General features: G+C 71.9%; 15 protein-coding genes and 1 other RNA gene. 12 read left to right on the top strand and 4 right to left on the bottom strand.

What is annotated here, in order from left to right; all coding sequences use genetic code 11:
- From ftsX to ssrA, 4 genes are all read left to right on the top strand, one after another.
- Nucleotides 1-972, top strand: coding sequence for a permease-like cell division protein FtsX (gene ftsX / locus ACGFYY_RS29185; RefSeq protein WP_365268990.1), 972 nt, complete (start codon nt 1-3; stop codon nt 970-972).
- Between the two features lie 67 nt (nt 973-1,039).
- Nucleotides 1,040-2,230: a S41 family peptidase gene (locus tag ACGFYY_RS29190; RefSeq protein ID WP_393713884.1), complete on the top strand. Its 1,191-nt coding sequence runs from the start codon at nt 1,040-1,042 to the stop codon at nt 2,228-2,230.
- Nucleotides 2,231-2,248: 18 nt separating this feature from the next.
- Nucleotides 2,249-2,734 carry an SsrA-binding protein SmpB gene (smpB, locus tag ACGFYY_RS29195; protein WP_030774276.1) on the top strand — a complete coding sequence of 162 codons (486 nt, stop codon included), beginning with the start codon at nt 2,249-2,251 and terminating at the stop codon, nt 2,732-2,734.
- A gap of 84 nt (nt 2,735-2,818) precedes the next feature.
- Nucleotides 2,819-3,207, top strand: a transfer-messenger RNA (tmRNA) gene (gene ssrA, locus ACGFYY_RS29200).
- A 55-nt stretch (nt 3,208-3,262) separates the two neighbouring features.
- On the opposite strand, the gene ACGFYY_RS29205 is transcribed toward ssrA, so the two are convergent.
- From ACGFYY_RS29205 to ACGFYY_RS29215, 3 genes are read right to left on the bottom strand one after another with little or no spacing between them, the layout of a single operon-like run.
- On the bottom strand, nt 3,263-3,520 hold the full coding sequence (locus ACGFYY_RS29205; protein ID WP_393713887.1) for a Txe/YoeB family addiction module toxin: 258 nt from the start codon (nt 3,518-3,520) through the stop codon (nt 3,263-3,265).
- A complete protein-coding gene (locus tag ACGFYY_RS29210) occupies nt 3,517-3,792 on the bottom strand; it encodes a type II toxin-antitoxin system prevent-host-death family antitoxin (RefSeq protein WP_352043685.1) in 276 nt (91 codons plus the stop codon). The genes ACGFYY_RS29205 and ACGFYY_RS29210 overlap by 4 nt, the downstream gene beginning before the upstream one ends.
- Nucleotides 3,793-3,826: 34 nt before the next feature.
- Nucleotides 3,827-5,071, bottom strand: a complete 1,245-nt coding sequence (locus tag ACGFYY_RS29215) for an MFS transporter (RefSeq protein WP_393713983.1) — start codon at nt 5,069-5,071, stop codon at nt 3,827-3,829.
- A 97-nt stretch (nt 5,072-5,168) separates the two neighbouring features.
- Between ACGFYY_RS29215 and ACGFYY_RS29220 the strand changes: the two genes are divergently transcribed.
- The 8 genes from ACGFYY_RS29220 to ACGFYY_RS29255 all read left to right on the top strand — a co-directional run bounded on the left by ACGFYY_RS29220 (nt 5,169) and on the right by ACGFYY_RS29255 (nt 15,390).
- The gene (locus ACGFYY_RS29220; RefSeq protein ID WP_393713890.1) at nt 5,169-6,131 is read left to right on the top strand and encodes a LysR family transcriptional regulator; all 963 of its coding nucleotides are present in this window, start codon (nt 5,169-5,171) and stop codon (nt 6,129-6,131) included.
- 96 nt (nt 6,132-6,227) lie between these two features.
- Entirely contained in the window at nt 6,228-7,598 is a 1,371-nt protein-coding gene (locus ACGFYY_RS29225; RefSeq protein WP_393713892.1) for a nitrate/nitrite transporter, read from the top strand.
- Between the two features lie 95 nt (nt 7,599-7,693).
- On the top strand, nt 7,694-8,869 hold the full coding sequence (locus tag ACGFYY_RS29230; RefSeq protein WP_393713894.1) for a uroporphyrinogen-III synthase: 1,176 nt from the start codon (nt 7,694-7,696) through the stop codon (nt 8,867-8,869).
- Nucleotides 8,870-8,878: 9 nt separating this feature from the next.
- The gene (locus ACGFYY_RS29235) at nt 8,879-9,430 is read left to right on the top strand and encodes a GNAT family N-acetyltransferase (protein WP_393713896.1); all 552 of its coding nucleotides are present in this window, start codon (nt 8,879-8,881) and stop codon (nt 9,428-9,430) included.
- Between the two features lie 458 nt (nt 9,431-9,888).
- Complete coding sequence (locus ACGFYY_RS29240) at nt 9,889-10,449, top strand: CGNR zinc finger domain-containing protein (protein WP_393713898.1); 561 nt, start codon at nt 9,889-9,891, stop codon at nt 10,447-10,449.
- Nucleotides 10,450-10,564: 115 nt separating this feature from the next.
- The gene (locus ACGFYY_RS29245) at nt 10,565-12,871 is read left to right on the top strand and encodes a HelD family protein (protein ID WP_393713900.1); all 2,307 of its coding nucleotides are present in this window, start codon (nt 10,565-10,567) and stop codon (nt 12,869-12,871) included.
- 493 nt (nt 12,872-13,364) lie between these two features.
- The gene (locus ACGFYY_RS29250) at nt 13,365-14,768 is read left to right on the top strand and encodes an NAD-dependent malic enzyme (RefSeq protein ID WP_033224466.1); all 1,404 of its coding nucleotides are present in this window, start codon (nt 13,365-13,367) and stop codon (nt 14,766-14,768) included.
- A gap of 340 nt (nt 14,769-15,108) precedes the next feature.
- Nucleotides 15,109-15,390: an HU family DNA-binding protein gene (locus ACGFYY_RS29255; protein ID WP_007264399.1), complete on the top strand. Its 282-nt coding sequence runs from the start codon at nt 15,109-15,111 to the stop codon at nt 15,388-15,390.
- Nucleotides 15,391-15,816: 426 nt separating this feature from the next.
- Here ACGFYY_RS29255 and murA read toward each other — a convergent pair whose 3' ends face one another.
- Nucleotides 15,817-17,160: a UDP-N-acetylglucosamine 1-carboxyvinyltransferase gene (gene murA, locus ACGFYY_RS29260; protein WP_365273284.1), complete on the bottom strand. Its 1,344-nt coding sequence runs from the start codon at nt 17,158-17,160 to the stop codon at nt 15,817-15,819.
- Between the last annotated feature and the right edge of the window lie 173 nt (nt 17,161-17,333).

Here is a 17,333-nt window from a genome sequence, read left to right on the forward strand (position 1 = left end):
ATGCGCGCCCAGTTCGTCATGTCGGAGATCGGCGTCGGTCTCCGTCGCAATCTCACCATGACCTTCGCGGTCATCATCTCGGTGGGCCTCTCGCTGGCCCTGTTCGGCGGCTCCATGCTCATGAGCGAGCAGGTGAGCAAGATGAAGGGCTACTGGTACGACAAGGCCAACGTCTCGATCTACCTCTGCAACAAGCAGGACGCCGTGGAGGCGAGCGAGGCCGCGACCAAGAAGGCCGACGGGTCGGGGGGCGGCTCCACGGGCGTCACCACCTGCGCCAAGGGCGCGGTGACCGAGGAGCAGAAGAAGCAGATCCAGGCCGAGCTCAAGCAGATGTCCCTGGTGAAGTCCGTCGCCTACGAGTCGGCGGACGAGGCGTACAAGCACTACCAGGAGCGGTTCGGGAACACGGCGCTCGCCTCCTCCATCACGCCCGACCAGATGCAGGAGTCCTTCCGCGTCAAGCTGAAGGACCCGGAGAAGTACAAGGTCGTCACCTCCGCCTTCGTCGGCCGTGACGGCATCCACACCGTCGACGACCAGCGCCAGGCCATCGACGACCTCTTCCGGATCCTCAACTACCTGAACATCGCCGCGCTCGCCATCATGCTGATCATGCTGATCGTGGCGCTGCTGCTGATCGTCAACACCGTGCGCGTATCGGCGTTCAGCCGACGGCGTGAGACGGGGATCATGCGGCTGGTGGGTGCCTCCAGCTTCTACATCCAGGTCCCTTTCATCATGGAGGCGGCCGTCGCCGGCCTCATCGGCGCGCTCTTCGCCTGCGCCATGCTGATGTCCGGCCAGTACTTCGTGATCGACCACGGCGTCGGACTGCGGGACAAGATCCAGCTCATCGACTTCATGGGCTGGGGATCGGTGCTGGCCAAGCTCCCGTACGTACTCTTCATCGGCCTCTTGATGCCCTCCATGGCCGCCTTCATCGCCCTGCGCAAGTACCTGAAGGTGTGACAAGCGCCCCGTGAGCGGTCCGGTCAACCACCCGTACCGGCGCGGGGCTTGTCCTAGACTCGGCGCCATGCTGGGCTTGCCGAGTATTCCCGCCGTCTGTCTCCGGCCCCGCGACCTGCGTCGCGGGGCCGTTCTGACGATGGCCTTCCTCGCCGCCGTCGGCGCCGGTGCGTACACCGGCTGCTGGGACCGCGACGAGGGCGCCACGGCCGCGGCGGTCTTCACGGGCGCCCCCGCGGCCGAGAGCCCGCGCGAGGTGGGCACCGCCGACCGGGACGCGGTCGCCCGGGCCGTCGCCGAGGCCGTCGCCGAGGGGAAGTCCGGGAAGAAGGCGGCCCAGGAGGTCGTCAGCCGCAGCGGGGACCGCTGGGGCACCGTCTACGACCAGGGCGAGTACGCCGCCTTCGCCGAGGGCCTCGACGGCAGCTGGACCGGCGTCGGGGTGTGGGCCGGGAAGGCCGCCGACGGCATGATCGAGGTCGACCGGGTCCAGCCCGGCAGCCCCGCCGCCCGGGCCGGGCTGCGCGCCGGGGACCGGCTGCTGAGCGTCGACGGGCACGCCGTGACGGGCCTGGCCGTGACCGACGTGGTCGCCCTGCTGCGGGGTGACGCCGGCACCCCCGTCGTGCTGAACCTGAGCCGGGACGGCGCCGACCTCACCGAGACCGTGCGCCGCGAGCAGTTGCGCACCGAGCCGGTGACCGTGCGCCGGCGCCCGGACGGGGTCACGGTCATCAAGGTCGCCTCCTTCACCCGTGGTTCCGGCGACCGCGTCAAGGCGGCCGTCCGCGCGGCCCCGCCCGGCGAGGGGGTCGTCCTCGACCTGCGCGGCAACCCGGGCGGGCTGGTCACCGAGGCGGTCACCGCCGCCTCCGCCTTCCTGGACGGCGGGCTCGTGGCCACCTACGACGTACGGGGCGACCAGCGGGTCCTGTACGCGGCGAAGGGCGGGGACACCACCCGGCCGCTGGTGGCCCTGGTCGACGGCGGCACGATGAGCGCGGCCGAACTGGTGACGGGCGCCCTCCAGGACCGGGGCCGGGCGGTGGCCGTGGGCAGCCGCACCTTCGGCAAGGGCTCGGTGCAGATGCCGACCGAACTCCCGGACGGTTCGGTGGCCGAGCTGACGGTGGGCACGTACCGCACGCCGACGGGCCGCAGCCTGGACGGCGACGGCATCACCCCGGACGTGCCGGCGGGGGAGCGGGTCGAGGAGCGGGCGGTCACGGTATTGGGTGGCCTCGGGGTGGGTCCGTAGTGCGAAAATGACCGCACTATGGCTAAGGAAAAAGGGCGCAAGCTGATCGCCCAGAACAAGAAGGCGCGTCACGACTACGCGATCCTCGACACCTACGAGTGCGGTCTCGTGCTCACGGGTACCGAGGTCAAGTCCATGCGCCAGGGCCGGGCCTCGCTGGTGGACGGCTTCGTGTCGGTGGAGAGCGGGGAGGCCTGGCTCTACAACGTGCACGTGCCGGAGTACAGCCAGGGCACCTGGACCAACCACAGCGCCCGGCGCAAGCGCAAGCTCCTCATGCACCGCGAGGAGATCGACAAGCTGGAGCGCAAGGCGGACGAGGCGGGCCACACGGTCGTGCCCCTGTCGCTGTACTTCAAGGACGGTCGGGCGAAGGTCGAGATCGCGCTGGCCAAGGGCAAGAAGGAGTACGACAAGCGGCAGACCATGCGCGAGAAGCAGGACACCCGCGAGACGAACCGGACGATCTCGGCGATCCGTCGCAAGCAGCGCGGCACGGTTTAATCACCTGGCACGCGGTGGTCCACTTCGCGTACCATGGCGTCAGCACCGCCCCCCAGGGGTCGGCGCAGCTTGAAAAAACAACATGGGGATGATCGGTTTCGACAGCGGATGTCGATGCAGGGGAAGCGAGCCGAGGAAGCGGCAATGATCTCGCTAACCACATGTCGCAAACAATAATCGCCAACTCCAAGAGCGATAACTCCCGCTTCACCCTCGCTGCCTAATAACAGTGAGCTGAAGCCTCTGTGAGGAGCGTCAGCCCGGAAGTGGTCCCGGTCCGGATCCTGGCGTCAATTAGGGATCTAAACCTCTAGCCCCGGTCACGGGGGTTGGAGGGAAATCAAACAGTGACTGAGCCCGTCGGAGACTTGTCCGTGTGATCTCCGGGGCCGAGAAAAGCGCAGCGGACTGCGCTCGGAGAAGCCCTGCTTCTGCACCGTTGGACGCGGGTTCGATTCCCGCCATCTCCACTCATCCCATGTGGGCAAAGGCCCCGCGGCCTCTCGGCTGCGGGGCCTTTGTCATGTGTCAGTAGCGGTAGCGGGCCTTGAGGACCTTCACTTCCTTGTCGTCGGCCCGGTAGACGAGGCGGTGCTCGTCGTCGATACGGCGGGACCAGTAGCCCGTCAACTCGCCCTTCAACGGCTCGGGCTTGCCGATGCCGGTGAACGGGTCCCGCTGGATCTCGCCGATCAGGCGAGTGATCCGGCGGGCCATCTTCCGGTCCGACGCGAGCCAGAAAAGGAAGTCCTCCCAGGCGGCGGGGTCGAAGTGAACGCTCCTCACTCCTCGCCCCCGGCCAGCTCCCTCAACTCGTCCAGAGTCCTCACGACCGTGGACGCGCCCTCGCGGTCGCGTGCGACGGCCTCCATCAACCGTTGGGCGTTGGCAGGGGAGCGCAGGAGGTAGACCGTCTCCTGCCAGGAGTCGTAGTCGTCGGCGGACATGAGGACCGCGTCACCGTTCTTGGAGGTGATGCGCACCGGGGCGTGGTCGGTGTTGACACGCTCGATCAGCGGGAACAGGGTCGCCCTGGCTTCGCTGGCGCTTATGGACATGGTGCGCTCCTCTCTCCGGCCTACTCGTACGAATTTATGGTACGTCTCTCGTACCGGAAACCGGTACGACCTTCGGGGCTGCGAGTGCGAGGAGGGCTGCCGCCGCCGGGAGGGCGTAGGCCGTCGCCGGCCCCAGGTGGTCGACCAGGGTGCCGGCCGTCGCCGCGCCCAGGGAGATGCCCGCGAAGATGGCGGTGACCGCGAGGGTCATGCCCTCGTTGAGGCGGCCCTCCGGGGTGCGCGCGTGGACCCGGGACATCGCCGTCACCATCGTCGGGGCCGTGGCCATGCCCGCCAGCAGCAGCGCGCAGGCCAGCGGGAGCAGCGAGCCCGTGGCCGCCGCCGCCCAGGGCAGGGCCATCGCGGCGGCCATGGCGATCAGGCAGGTGCGCAGGCCGCGCGGCCGCAGGGTGCCGTAGAGCAGGCCGGCCGCGCAGGAGCCCGCCGCCTGGAGGGCCAGCACCGGGCCCGAGGCCGCGCCCAGTCCCAGGTCGTCGAGGTGGGCGATCGAGGCGATCTCCATCGAGCCGAAGACCACCCCCGTGGCGAGGAAGAGGGGCAGCAGCGGCCCCAGGGCCCGCAGCGGCGACCCCTGCCGGGGACCCGCCGTCACCGGGGGTTGGGTGGCGCGGCAGGAGGTGAAGACCAGCATGCCGGTCAGCAGCAGGACGGCCGCGGCGAGGGTGCCGGCCTCTGGGAGGACCACTGAGCAGAGGAAGGCCGCCAGGACCGGGCCGAGCATGAAGCAGAGCTCGTCGGCGGCCTGCTCGAAGGACATCGCGGTGTGGTGCGCGCCCGGGGACCCCCGCAGCAGATGGGTCCAGCGGGCCCGGGACATGCCGCCGATGTTGGGGGTGGTGGCGGTCGCGGCGTACGAGGCGAAGAGGGTCCAGGCCGGGGCCCCGGTACGGACGCACACGATCAGGGACAGCGAGCCGAGCACGGCGATCACGGTGGCCGGGACGGCGATCCGGGCCTGGCCGTGCCGGTCGATCAGCCGGGCGGTCCACGGCGCGACCAGCGCCGTGGCGGCCAGGCCGGTCGCCGTGACAGCGCCGGCGAGGGCGTACGAGCCGCGCTGGCCGGCGATCATCATGACCGCGCTGACCCCGAACATGCCCATGGGGAGCCGGGCGAGCAGGTTTCCGGCGGTGAAGCCGCGCGTGCCGGGCAGCGCGAACAGCCGCCGGTAGGGGGCCAGCGGGCCGCGAGGGGCGCGGGGAGCACGGGCGGGGGAGGGCGGGGCGGCGAGGACGAGGGTGTTGCCGGTGACGGCCATGAGGGGCATGACCCCCACCCTCCGCCGGGCCCGGGGGGAGCGTCCAACACCTGTTGGAGGGCCATTCACGCCGATCTGTTGTTAGTCTCCGGGGGTGATGCCCCGTGATGTGGATCCCCGGCTGCTGCGCGGGTTCGTCGCCGTGGCCGAGGAGTTGCACTTCACCCGCGCCGCCGCCCGCCTGTACGTCGCCCAGCAGGCGCTGAGCCGGGACGTACGGCGGCTCGAAGAGGCCCTCGGCACCACGCTGTTCGTCCGGACGACCCGAGCCGTCGAACCCACCCCCGACGGGGAACGACTGCTGCCGCTCGCCCGGCGGGTGCTGGCCGCGCACGAGGAGGTCGCCGCCGCCTTCGCCGCGCCCCGGCCGCTCCTCGTCGACCTGAACACCGACGGGCCGAGCACCGCGCGCACCGTGCTGGAGCGGGCCCGGGAGCTGGCCCCGGACTGCGAACTGATGGCCCGCTGGGAGAGCGGACTGACCCACGCCGCCGCCGAGGTCGCCGCCGGCCGCCTCGACGTGTCCTTCGGGTACGCCGACGGACTGGACCCGGTGTGGCGCTCGCGCATCGCGCACCGGCCCGTGCGCTACGAGCCGCTCGCCGTACTGCTGCCCGAGGGGCACCCGCTGGCCCGGCGGGCGACCGTACCGCTGGACGCGCTGGCCGGGGAGACCGTGTACGCGGGCGCCGGGAACCCGCGGACGGTGGAGTGGACCGGACTCGCGCGCGAGCTGTTCGCCGGGCGGGGCATCCTGATGGCTCCGCCCGCTCCGGTGGCCATCGGCAAGGACGAGTTCCGCCGGGTCATGGCCAAGACCGGTAACCCGGTGCTGGTGACCGTCGACTTCGTCGACATGCCCGGGTCCGTGAAGCGGCCGCTGGTCGACCCCGTACCGCTGTCCCCGCTGTCCATGGTCTGGCGCAAGGGTTTCGGCCACCCCGGACTCGAAGCGCTGCACCGGGCCGTGGCCGGCCTCGGCGGCGAACGCGGCTGGCTGGACGTGCCTCCGGCGAGCTGGCGCCCCGGCGCGCTCACAGGTGCCCGCGACGGCGGGTGAGAGCAAGGTTTCCCGGCGGTCATCCGGCGGGGACCGGGGCGGAAACGCGCCGTTCCTACGGTCGTTCCACGGACGCGAGAGCTGTGGAGGCGTGTGATGACCGGTACGACCGCACCGCGCAGGGGAGGCCGCTGGATCGAGCGGTGGGACCCCGAGGACGAGACCTTCTGGAAGGAGACCGGGGAGCGGACCGCCCGCCGCAACCTCCTCTACTCCGTCTTCTCCGAGCACATCGGGTTCTCCATCTGGTCCCTGTGGTCCGTGATGGTCCTCTTCATGGGCCCGGCCTACGGGATCGACCCCGCCGGGAAGTTCTTCCTGATCGGGACCGCGACCTGCGTGGGCGCGTTCGTCCGGGTGCCCTACACCTTCGCCGTCGCCCGCTTCGGCGGCCGGAACTGGACCGTCTTCAGCGCCCTGCTGCTGCTCGCGCCGACGGTCGCCGCGATCGTGGTGATGGAGCCCGGTACCTCCTACACGACCTTCCTGGTCGTCGCCGCACTCACCGGCGTAGGCGGCGGCAACTTCGCCTCCTCCATGACCAACATCAACGCCTTCTTCCCGCTCCGCAAGAAGGGCTGGGCACTCGGTCTGAACGCCGGCGGCGGCAACATCGGCGTGCCCGTGGTGCAGCTCGCCGGACTCCTCGTCATCGCGACCGTCGGGGCGACCCACCCGCGGTACCTGCTGGCCGCCTACCTCCCGCTGATCGTGACCGCGGCGGTACTGGCCGCCGTACGGATGGACAACCTGGCGCCCGTACGCAACGACACCGGCGCGGTCCGCGAGGCCCTGAAGGACGCCCACACCTGGATCATGGCGTTCCTCTACGTCGGCACGTTCGGCTCCTTCATCGGCTACAGCTTCGCCTTCGGCCTGGTGCTCCAGACCCAGTTCGGCCGCACTCCGCTCCAGGCCGCCTCGCTCACCTTCATGGGACCGCTGCTCGGATCGCTGATCCGGCCGGTGGGCGGCGCGCTCGCGGACCGCTTCGGCGGGGCCCGGATCACCCTGGGGACGTTCGTGGCGATGGCGGCGGCCACCGGAGTGGTCGTGTTCGCCTCCCAGCGCTCCTCGCTCCCGGTCTTCCTCGTCGGGTTCGTGGCCCTGTTCGTCCTCAGCGGCCTCGGCAACGGATCGACGTACAAGATGATCCCGGGCATCTTCCAGGCGAAGGCACTGGCGCGCGGCATGAGCGGCGAGGGCGCGGCCGCCTACGGGCGGCGGCTCTCCGGCGCCTCGATGGGACTGATCGGGGCGGTCGGCGCGCTCGGCGGTCTCGGCATCAACCTGGTCTTCCGCGAGGCGTTCCGCACCTCCGGCTCCGGCACGGCGGCCTTCGTCACCTTCCTCGTCTTCTACGCCCTGTGCTGTGCGGTCACCTGGGCGGTATACCTTCGCCGCCCGGTGGCCCCCGTGATCCACACGGTCGGGGTCGAGACGAAACCGCAGCTCACGTCGGTGTAACCGGGGCGAAATACGGGTGAACCGAGACCGACACGACGGGTTGGCAGTCTCGGTACACCCGTACCGCCCCCACATGCGTCAGTAGGCAGGTCACGATGGACGACACGAACACCGGCCCGCTCGCGGGCTTCACCGTAGGGGTCACGGCCGCCCGCCGCGCGGACGAACTCATCGCGCTGCTGCGCCGTCGCGGGGCGGCGGTGCTGCACGCGCCGGCGCTGCGGATCGTGCCGCTCGCCGACGACAGCGAGCTGCTGGCCGCGACGAAGGAACTGATCGGCTGCGCACCGGACGTGGTCGTGGCGACCACGGCCATCGGCTTCCGGGGGTGGATCGAGGCGGCCGACGGGTGGGGCGTCGGCGAGGAACTGCTGGAGCGGCTGCGCGCCGCCGAACTGCTGGCGCGCGGGCCGAAGGTGAAGGGCGCCATCCGGGCCGCCGGGCTCACCGAGACCTGGTCCCCGGACTCGGAATCGCTCGCCGAGGTCCTGGAACGACTGTTGGCCGACGGGGTGGCCGGCCGGCGGATCGCGCTCCAGTTGCACGGGGAGCCGCTGCCCGGATTCGTCGAGGCGCTGCGGGCCGGCGGGGCCGAGGTGGTGGTGGTCCCGGTGTACCGGTGGATGGCGCCGGAGGACCTCGCGCCGCTGGACCGGCTGCTGGACGCGATCGTCGGCGGCGGGGTGGACGCCGTCAGCTTCACCTCCGCGCCGGCGGCGGCCTCGCTGCTGTCCCGGGCCGAGGAACGGGGGTTGCGGGAGGCCGTGCTGGACGCGCTGCGGGGCAGGGTGCTGGCCGCGTGCGTCGGGCCGGTGACCGCACTGCCGCTGCAGGCCGAGGGGGTGGACACGGTCCAGCCGGAACGGTTCCGGCTGGGCCCGCTGGTGCAGTTGCTCTGCACGGAGCTGCCGGCCCGGGCGCGGGTGCTGCCGGTGGCCGGGCGCCGGGTGGAGATCCGCGGGCACGCGGTCCTGGTGGACGACGCGCTGCGGCCCGTACCGCCCGCCGGGATGGCCCTGCTGCGGGCGCTGGCCCGGCGGCCGGGCTGGGTGGTCTCCCGCGCGGAACTGCTGCGGGCGCTGCCGGGCGCGGGGCGCGACGAGCACGCCGTGGAGACGGCGATGGCCCGGCTGAGGGTGGCCCTCGGGGCCCCGAACCTGATCCAGACGGTGGTCAAGCGGGGGTACCGGCTGTCGCTGGACGCGGGCGGCGAGGCCAAGTACGGGGAGCTGCCGGCCGACGCGGTGACGGCTCGGGGGGTCCTCGGCTAGCGTGCCGGCATGATCATTGTTGACGGGGTCGAGATGAGGGGCGTCACGCTCGCCGACGCGGCGGGCCTGGCCGAGACGTTCACGCGGAACCGGGCCTTCATGGCGCGCTTCGAGCCGGTCCGGCCGGACACCTTCTACACGGAGGCCGGTCAGCGGGAGCGGATCGAGGGCGTGCTCGCCGAGCGGGACGCGGGGCGGATCGTCCCGTACGTGTTCGTCGAGACGGCCACCGGGGCGTTCGTCGGCGCGATCAACCTCGGCTCCATCGCGTACGGGCCGCTGTGCAGCGGCGGCGTGGGCTACTGGGTCGACCGGGCCTGGCACGGCAAGGGGGTGGCCTCCGCGGCCGTGGCGGAGGTCTGCCGGGTCGCCCGCGACGAGCTGGGCCTGCACCGGGTGGAGGCGGGCACCCTGGTCGACAACCTGGCCTCGCAGCGGGTGCTGGCGAAGGCGGGCTTCGAGGAGTACGGCCTCGCGCCGCGCTTCCTCCACATCAACGGCGCCTGGCGCGACCACCGCCTCTTCCAACGCCTCCTCCACGACAACCCCCCGCCGCTCTAGCCAGGCCGGCCGATTCCGCCTCGCCGGCGTTCGAGGCGCGGGGTCCATTCCGGCCTCGGTCCGGCAAATCCAGCCTCGCCGGCGTTCAAGGCGCGGAGCCCACTTCCAGCCTCGCCGGGGGGTTGTGGGGGGGGGGGGGGGGGGGCCCCCGGGCCCCCGGGGGGGCCCGGGGGCGGGGGGGGGGGGGGCGGCGCCGCCGCCGGCCCGCGCGCGGCCCCCCCCCCCCCCCCCCCCCCGGAACCCGGCTCCGCCGGGCACCGGGCTCTGCCCGGACCCGCGCCTCAAACGCCGGCGAGGCTGGAGTGAGCCGGCCAAGGCCGAAACGGGCCCGGCGAAGCTGGAACGGCGGGGACGGAGGGACATGGCCCGGGCGGGCGGACCCACCGGTTCGGGGGCTTCCGTTGGGACCCGGTGGGCTGCAATCTGGTACGGCACCCCCACGACGGGAGGCTGACGGCATGCGGTTCGATACCGGGCGGGTCTGTCTGGACCTGGTGGCCACTTACACCCCGCACGAGGCGATCCCGGACGGCGACGAGCTGCGGCTGTGGCTCGCCGGCGCCGGTCTGGTCCCCGATCGGACGCCGCTCGCCCGGGTGGGGCCCGACTGGGCCGCGGCCTTCCGATCACTGCGCGCCGACGTGGAAACCCTCGTACGGGCGGAACTGCTCGGCACCGACACCGACGAGGGCGCCCTCGCCCGGGTCAACGCGCTGGCCGCCGGACCACCCCCGGGGGTGTGCGCCGTACGGGACCAGGAAGGCCACCTGGTGCGGGAGTTGTGCGGCGGCGTGGAGTGCGGCGCGCTGCTCGCGGCCGTCGCCCGGGACGCCGTCGAGCTGCTGACCGACCCCGGCGACCGGGCCCTGCTGCGGGCCTGCGCCGGCGACGGCTGCACCCGCGTCTACCTGGACACCTCCCGCGGCCACCGGCGCCGATGGTGTTCCAGCGAGCGCTGCGGGAACCGCGAGCGCGTGGCGCGACACCGCCGCCGGGTCCTGGCGGCCGGGTCCCGGTAAGGGTCCTGGTGCGGGGCGTACCACCCTGCGAGACCGGTTCCGGAACGGGCGTGCGGACAGGGGGCCGATTCGCGTACGGTTGACGGTCGCCCATGCACGTCAGAAGGGGGCCTTGGTGGCCGCGCAGAATGCCGCTGTCGACAGCACGGCGGATTCCGTCCGCGATCGGGAGATCGCGGTCGAGCAGACGCATCTCGACCAGGTGTACCGACGCCTCGAGGAGAAGATCCACGAGGCCGAGTTCCTCATGAACGACGCCGCCAAGCGCGGCCAGGTGGGGACGCCCGGCGCGCTCGCCGAGCGTGACGCCCAGGTCTTCCGGGCGGGGATCCACCTGAATCGGCTGAACAACGAGTTCGAGGACTTCCTGTTCGGCCGCATCGACCTGGTGCTCGGCAAGGACGGGGAGCGCGGCGCGGACGGCGCGTACACCTCCGTGGAGCCCGCCGACGACGCGATCCGCGAGGACCTCACCGCCGACATCGCCGAGACGCTGCACATCGGCCGGATCGGGGTCCTGGACTCCGACTACGCGCCGCTGGTCATCGACTGGCGCGCGCCGGCCGCCGCGCCCTTCTACCGGTCCACGCCCAAGGAGCCCGGCCGGGTCGTGCGCCGCCGCGTCATCCGTTCCAAGGGCCGCAAGGTGCTGGGCGTCGAGGACGACCTGATGCGTCCCGAGGTCACCGCGTTCATCGACGGCCAGGAGCTGCCCGCGATCGGCGACGGCGCCCTGATGGCCGCCCTCGGGCGGGCCCGTACGCACTCGATGCGCGACATCGTCTCCTCCATCCAGGCCGAGCAGGACCTGGTCATCCGGGCCCCCGCCGCCTCCGTGGCCGAGGTCGCGGGCGGCCCCGGCACCGGCAAGACCGCCGTCGCCCTGCACCGCGCCGCCTACCTGCTCTACCAGGACCGGCGCCGCTACTCCGGCGGCATCCTGATCGTCTCGCCGACCCCGCTGCTCGTCGCGTACACCGAGGGCGTGCTGCCCTCGCTCGGCGAGGAGGGTCAAGTGGCCATCCGGGCGCTGGGCTCGCTCGTCGACGGCGCGGAGGCGACCACCTACGACTCCCCGGCCGTGGCCCGTATCAAGGGCTCCTCCCGGATGCTCAAGGTGCTCCGCAAGGCCGTACGGGGCGCCCTGGAGCTCGGCGGCGCCCCCGACCGGCTGCGCGTGGTGGCCTTCGGCCGCCGCCAGGAGCTGGAGGCCGACGAGCTGAACCGGATCCGGCAGAACGTGCTCAGCGGCACCGCCCCGGTCAACCTGCTGCGCCCGCGCGCCCGCAAGCTGCTGCTCGACGCCCTCTACGCGAAGTCCGGCGGCGCCGGCCGGCACAGCGACCCGGAGCTGGCCGCCGAACTGCGCTCCGCCTTCGACGAGGACATCTCCACCGAGGACGCCTTCATCGGCTTCCTCGACGCCTGGTGGCCCGAGCTGACCCCGCGCGCGGTGCTCGCCGCGCTCGCCGACGAACGCCACCTGGGCCGTTGGTCGCGCCGGGACCTCAACCCGCGCGAGAGCCGCCAGCTGGCCCGTTCGCTGCGCCGGGTGGGCCTGGACGGCAAGGGCCCCCTGTCGGTGCACGACGTCGCGCTGCTGGACGAGCTCCAGCTGCTGCTGGGCGCCCCGGCGCGGCCCAGGCGCAGACGCGAGATGGACCCGCTCGACCAGCTCAGCGGGCTGGAGGAGCTGATGCCGACCCGCGAGGAGACCCAGTGGGAGCGGGCCGAGCGGCTCGCCGCGGAGCGCACCGAGTACGCGCACGTGATCGTGGACGAGGCCCAGGACCTGACGCCGATGCAGTGGCGGATGGTGGGCCGCCGGGGCCGGCACGGCACCTGGACGGTGGTCGGCGACCCGGCGCAGTCCTCCTGGACGGACCCGGAGGAGGCCGCCGCGGCCCGCGACGAGGCCCTCGGGTCGCGCCCGCGCCGGCGGTTCACCCTGACGGTCAACTACCGCAACCCGGCCGAGGTCGCGGAGGTCGCCTCCCGGGTGCTGCGGCTGGCGATGCCCGGCATGGAGCCGCCGTCGGCGGTGCGCTCCACGGGCCTGGAGCCCCGCTTCACGGCTGCCGCGGGCGATCTGGGCACCGCGGTCCGGGAGGAGACCCGGCGGCTGCTGGAGCAGGTGGACGGCACGGTCGGCGTGGTCGTGGCGATGGACCGGCGGGCGGAGGCCGCGGGCTGGCTCGCGGACCTCGGCGAGCGGGCGGTCGCGCTGGGCAGCCTGGAGGCCAAGGGTCTGGAGTACGACGCCACGGTGGTGGTCTCTCCGGCGGAGATCGCGGACGAGTCCTCGGCGGGCCTGCGGGTGCTGTACGTGGCACTGACCCGTGCCACGCAGCAGCTGACGGTGGTCTCGGCCGATCGGGACAAGCCGGACGCCGACGGGGTGCCGGAGCTGCTGCTGCCGTAGGGGCCGCCCGGTGGGTCGGCCCGGCGGTGGCGGTTCATCGCCGGGGTCCCGGCCCGCTCAGGGCCTCGTACGGCCGGATGGCCCGCGGCCACGCGCGTGGTGCTCGGATACGGGTACGAGCAGGGGGATCACTTTCGGCGATCCTTTGTTAGCCTGGGTACGGCACCGACTCGATCCAAGCCCCCGGGCCCAACCTTCGTCGCTCAGAGCGACCACTTGCCGCGAGGCGAGCATGGCGGGTCGGTGTCGTCAAACGTATGAACGACCAGGTCCGCGTCCCCCACCTGTGGGGGGCGCGGACCTGTTTCGTATGACCCCACCATTCCGAACACCAGGGGTATCTCGTATGGTGGAAGAGTCTTTCCGAATTTTGTAGCTGGTTACCTTGTACTGGCTGGTAGGTGGGACGATCGGACAACAGGTCCTGCCGCACCTGCTGTGCAGCGGGGCTCTGTGTGTTACAGCGAACCAGGGACAGAAGAGGAACACGGCCATGGCAACGGCGCCCAGCGTCTCGTATTCGATGACGGTCCGGCTGGAAGTGCCCGCGAGCGGAACCGCGGTCTCCCAGCTCACCACCGCCGTGGAGTCCTCCGGCGGATCCGTCACCGGCCTCGACGTGACCGCATCCGGCCACGAGAAGCTCCGGATCGACGTCACCATCGCCGCGACCTCCACCGCGCACGCGGACGAGATCGTCGAGAAGCTGCGCGGCATCGAGGGCGTCAGCCTCGGCAAGGTCTCCGACCGCACCTTCCTGATGCACCTCGGCGGCAAGATCGAGATGGCGTCCAAGCACCCCATCCGCAACCGTGACGACCTCTCCATGATCTACACCCCGGGCGTGGCCCGCGTCTGCATGGCGATCGCCGAGAACCCCGAGGACGCCCGGCGCCTGACCATCAAGCGCAACACCGTCGCAGTCGTGACGGACGGCTCCGCCGTGCTGGGCCTGGGCAACATCGGCCCGATGGCCGCCATGCCGGTCATGGAGGGCAAGGCGGCCCTCTTCAAGCGCTTCGCCGACATCGACGCCTGGCCGATCTGCCTGGACACCCAGGACCCCGACGAGATCGTGGCCGCGGTCAAGGCCATCGCCCCCGGCTTCGCGGGCATCAACCTGGAGGACATCTCCGCGCCGCGCTGCTTCGAGATCGAGGCCCGCCTGCGCGAGGCCCTCGACATCCCCGTCTTCCACGACGACCAGCACGGCACCGCGATCGTCGTGCTCGCCGCCCTCACCAACGCACTGCGCGTGGTGGGCAAGGCAGTTGGCGACGTCAAGGTGGTCATGTCGGGCGCCGGCGCGGCCGGTACGGCCATCCTCAAGCTGCTCCTCGCGGCGGGCGTCAAGAACGCGGTGAGCGCCGACATCCACGGTGTCGTGCACGCGGGTCGCCCCGACCTGGTCGACGCGGCCGCGGACTCCCCGCTGCGCTGGATCGCCGACAACACCAACCCCGAGGGCTACACGGGCACGCTGAAGGAGGCCGTGGTCGGCGCCGACGTGTTCATCGGTGTCTCGGCCCCGAACGTGCTGTCCGGCGAGGACGTCGCCGCCATGGCGGAAGGTGCGATCGTGTTCGCGCTCGCGAACCCGGACCCCGAGGTGGACCCGGCCGTGGCGCGCCAGACCGCCGCCGTGGTGGCCACCGGCCGCTCCGACTTCCCGAACCAGATCAACAACGTGCTGGTCTTCCCGGGTGTGTTCCGCGGTCTGCTGGACGCCCAGTCCCGCACCGTGAACACGGAGATGATGCTGGCCGCCGCGAGCGCGCTGGCGGACGTCGTGGGCGAGGACGAGCTGAACGCGAACTACATCATCCCCTCGGTGTTCAACGACAAGGTGGCGGGCGCGGTCGCGGGCGCGGTCCGCAAGGCGGCCTCGGGGGCCTGAGCCCCGCTGTGACGGCCCTCACGGCGCTCCGATCCCGGCGCGTCGCGAGATGCGGGCCCGTCGGGCCGCCTCTAGGGTTGCGGGGATGCCCGCGAGGTCCGCGGTCCGCAGCGGCGTGTGAGCGAGGGCGTGGACGGAGCGTCACCGTTGCGTGACTGTGGCGCTTTTCGTGTGACCCCGACGGGTGCCGGATTGGCTTTCCCGCCGCTGGTGGGGGCAGGATGCGTAACCGGGCGAGAGGGTCTGACGTTCAGACCCGGGTCCGGGGACTGTCCTAGGGCCCTGGCAGCATCGGCTTCGATCTCACGCCTCTAAGGCAAGTTGAACACGGGAGTACAACATGAACCGCAGTGAGCTGGTGGCCGCTCTGTCCGAGCGCGCCGAGGTGACCCGCAAGGACGCCGACGCCGTTCTGGCCGCGCTCGCCGAGACCGTCGGCGAGATTGTCGCCAAGGGCGACGAGAAGGTCACCATCCCCGGCTTCCTGACCTTCGAGCGCACCCACCGTGCCGCTCGCACCGCGCGCAACCCGCAGACCGGCGACCCCATCCAGATCCCGGCCGGCTACAGCGTGAAGGTCTCCGCGGGCTCCAAGCTCAAGGAAGCCGCCAAGGGCAAGTAAGTCCTGCCCCGGCGCCGAGGGCCGCACAGGTCTTTGGAACGGCAGTAGTACGGAGAACGACGATGGGCGGTCACCCCCGGGCGGGGTGGCCGCCCTTCGGCATGTCCGGCGCCGGACGGGGACCGGGGGGACCGTGGGGCGGATGGGCCCGGACGGGGGCCGGTGGGCCCGCGGAGGTGGGCGCCCGGCCTCGGCCGCCCGGCGGGCCCGGCAGGGCCTGTGAGGGGCCGTCAGGGGCCTGGCTGGGCCCACGTATGCCGCCGGCATGTCCCGCGGGGACCGCTGTGCGGCGCGTACGGGCCCCGCGCGGGCCCGAGGCAGGACCCGTACGGGCCCCGCACGGGCGCCGGAGCGTACGGAAAAGCCCCCCGGACCCTGTGCGGGGCCCGGGGGGCTTCTGCGTGCGCGAGGTGCCGCGCGGGAGCCTCAGACGAGCTCGCCGCCCGGGAGTTCGACCTTCGCGCCGAGTTCCACGAGCTTCTCCATGAAGTTCTCGTAGCCGCGGTTGATCAGGTCGATGCCGTGGACCCGCGAGGTGCCCTCGGCGGCCAGGGCCGCGATCAGGTACGAGAATCCGCCGCGCAGGTCGGGGATGACCAGGTCGGCGCCCTGCAGCTTGGTGGGGCCGGAGACGACCGCCGAGTGCAGGAAGTTGCGCTGGCCGAAGCGGCAGGCGCTGCCGCCCAGGCACTCGCGGTACAGCTGGATGTGAGCACCCATCTGGTTGAGCGCCGAGGTGAAGCCGAGCCGGGACTCGTAGACCGTCTCGTGGACGATCGACAGGCCGGAGGCCTGCGTCAGGGCCACGACCAGCGGCTGCTGCCAGTCGGTCTGGAAACCGGGGTGGACGTCCGTCTCCAGCGCGATGGCGTTGAGCGGGCCGCCCGGGTGCCAGAAGCGGATGCCGTCGTCGTCGATCTCGAACGCCCCGCCGACCCGACGGAAGGTGTTCAGGAAGGTCATCATCGAACGCTGCTGGGCGCCGCGCACGTAGATGTTGCCGCCGGTGGCGAGCGCCGCGGAAGCCCAGGAGGCGGCTTCCAGGCGGTCCGGGAGGGCCTTGTGGTTGTAACCGCCGAGGCTGTCGACGCCCGTGATCCGGATGGTCCGGTCGGTGTCGACGGAGATGATCGCGCCCATCTTCTGCAGGACGCAGATGAGGTCCTCGATCTCCGGCTCCACCGCGGCGTTGCTGAGCTCGGTGACGCCCTCGGCCAGGACGGCCGTCAGCAGCACCTGCTCGGTCGAGCCGACCGACGGGTAGGGCAGGCGGATCTTGCAGCCGCGCAGGCGCTGCGGGGCTTCCAGGTACTGGCCGCCCTCGCGCTTCTCGATGGTCGCGCCGAACTGGCGGAGCACGTCGAAGTGGAAGTCGATCGGCCGGCCGCCGATGTCGCAACCGCCCAGGCCCGGGATGAAGGCGTGGCCGAGCCGGTGCAGCAGGGGGCCGCAGAACAGGATCGGGATCCGCGAGGAGCCCGCGTGGGCGTCGATGTCGGCGACGTTCGCGCTCTCGACGTGGGTGGGGTCGAGGACGAGTTCGCCCGGCTCCTCGCCGGGACGGACCGTCACCCCGTGCAGCTGGAGCAGTCCGCGGACGACGCGCACGTCACGGATGTCGGGAACGTTGCGCAGCCGGCTGGGTCCGCTGCCGAGCAGAGCGGCGACCATGGCCTTGGGCACGAGGTTCTTCGCACCACGGACACGGATCTCGCCCTCGAGCGGGGTACCGCCGTGGACAAGCAGTACATCGTCACTGATGCCGGTCATGAATCTCGCGTTCCGGAGAGGGGTGGGCAGGGGGCCAGGGAAAAGGGTAAGGGCCACCACCCCCTTGTTCGTAAGGCCGACGTGGCCGTAGGACTGTCATGAATTCGGTACAACACCCTCCGTATCCACCACATGGCGGAGCGTTGCGTTCCGCCTACGCCGTCCGTGCGCGC

The organism is Streptomyces sp. NPDC048331, from assembly GCF_043201215.1.
Classification (GTDB): Bacteria; Actinomycetota; Actinomycetes; order Streptomycetales; family Streptomycetaceae; genus Streptomyces.

Bases quoted from the DNA above. Each gene is read 5' to 3' on its own strand.
- ACGFYY_RS29235 (WP_393713896.1), top strand. From the start codon at position 8,879: ATGATCATTGTTGACGGGGTCGAGATGAGGGGCGTCACGCTCGCCGAC.
- smpB (WP_030774276.1), top strand. From the start codon at position 2,249: ATGGCTAAGGAAAAAGGGCGCAAGCTGATCGCCCAGAACAAGAAGGCG.
- ACGFYY_RS29190 (WP_393713884.1), top strand. From the start codon at position 1,040: ATGCTGGGCTTGCCGAGTATTCCCGCCGTCTGTCTCCGGCCCCGCGAC.
- ACGFYY_RS29210 (WP_352043685.1), bottom strand. From the start codon at position 3,792: ATGTCCATAAGCGCCAGCGAAGCCAGGGCGACCCTGTTCCCGCTGATC.
- ftsX (WP_365268990.1), top strand. From the start codon at position 1: ATGCGCGCCCAGTTCGTCATGTCGGAGATCGGCGTCGGTCTCCGTCGC.
- murA (WP_365273284.1), bottom strand. From the start codon at position 17,160: ATGACCGGCATCAGTGACGATGTACTGCTTGTCCACGGCGGTACCCCG.
- ACGFYY_RS29250 (WP_033224466.1), top strand. From the start codon at position 13,365: ATGGCAACGGCGCCCAGCGTCTCGTATTCGATGACGGTCCGGCTGGAA.
- ACGFYY_RS29220 (WP_393713890.1), top strand. From the start codon at position 5,169: ATGCCCCGTGATGTGGATCCCCGGCTGCTGCGCGGGTTCGTCGCCGTG.
- ACGFYY_RS29225 (WP_393713892.1), top strand. From the start codon at position 6,228: ATGACCGGTACGACCGCACCGCGCAGGGGAGGCCGCTGGATCGAGCGG.
- ACGFYY_RS29230 (WP_393713894.1), top strand. From the start codon at position 7,694: ATGGACGACACGAACACCGGCCCGCTCGCGGGCTTCACCGTAGGGGTC.
- ACGFYY_RS29215 (WP_393713983.1), bottom strand. From the start codon at position 5,071: ATGGCCGTCACCGGCAACACCCTCGTCCTCGCCGCCCCGCCCTCCCCC.
- ACGFYY_RS29255 (WP_007264399.1), top strand. From the start codon at position 15,109: ATGAACCGCAGTGAGCTGGTGGCCGCTCTGTCCGAGCGCGCCGAGGTG.
- ACGFYY_RS29240 (WP_393713898.1), top strand. From the start codon at position 9,889: ATGCGGTTCGATACCGGGCGGGTCTGTCTGGACCTGGTGGCCACTTAC.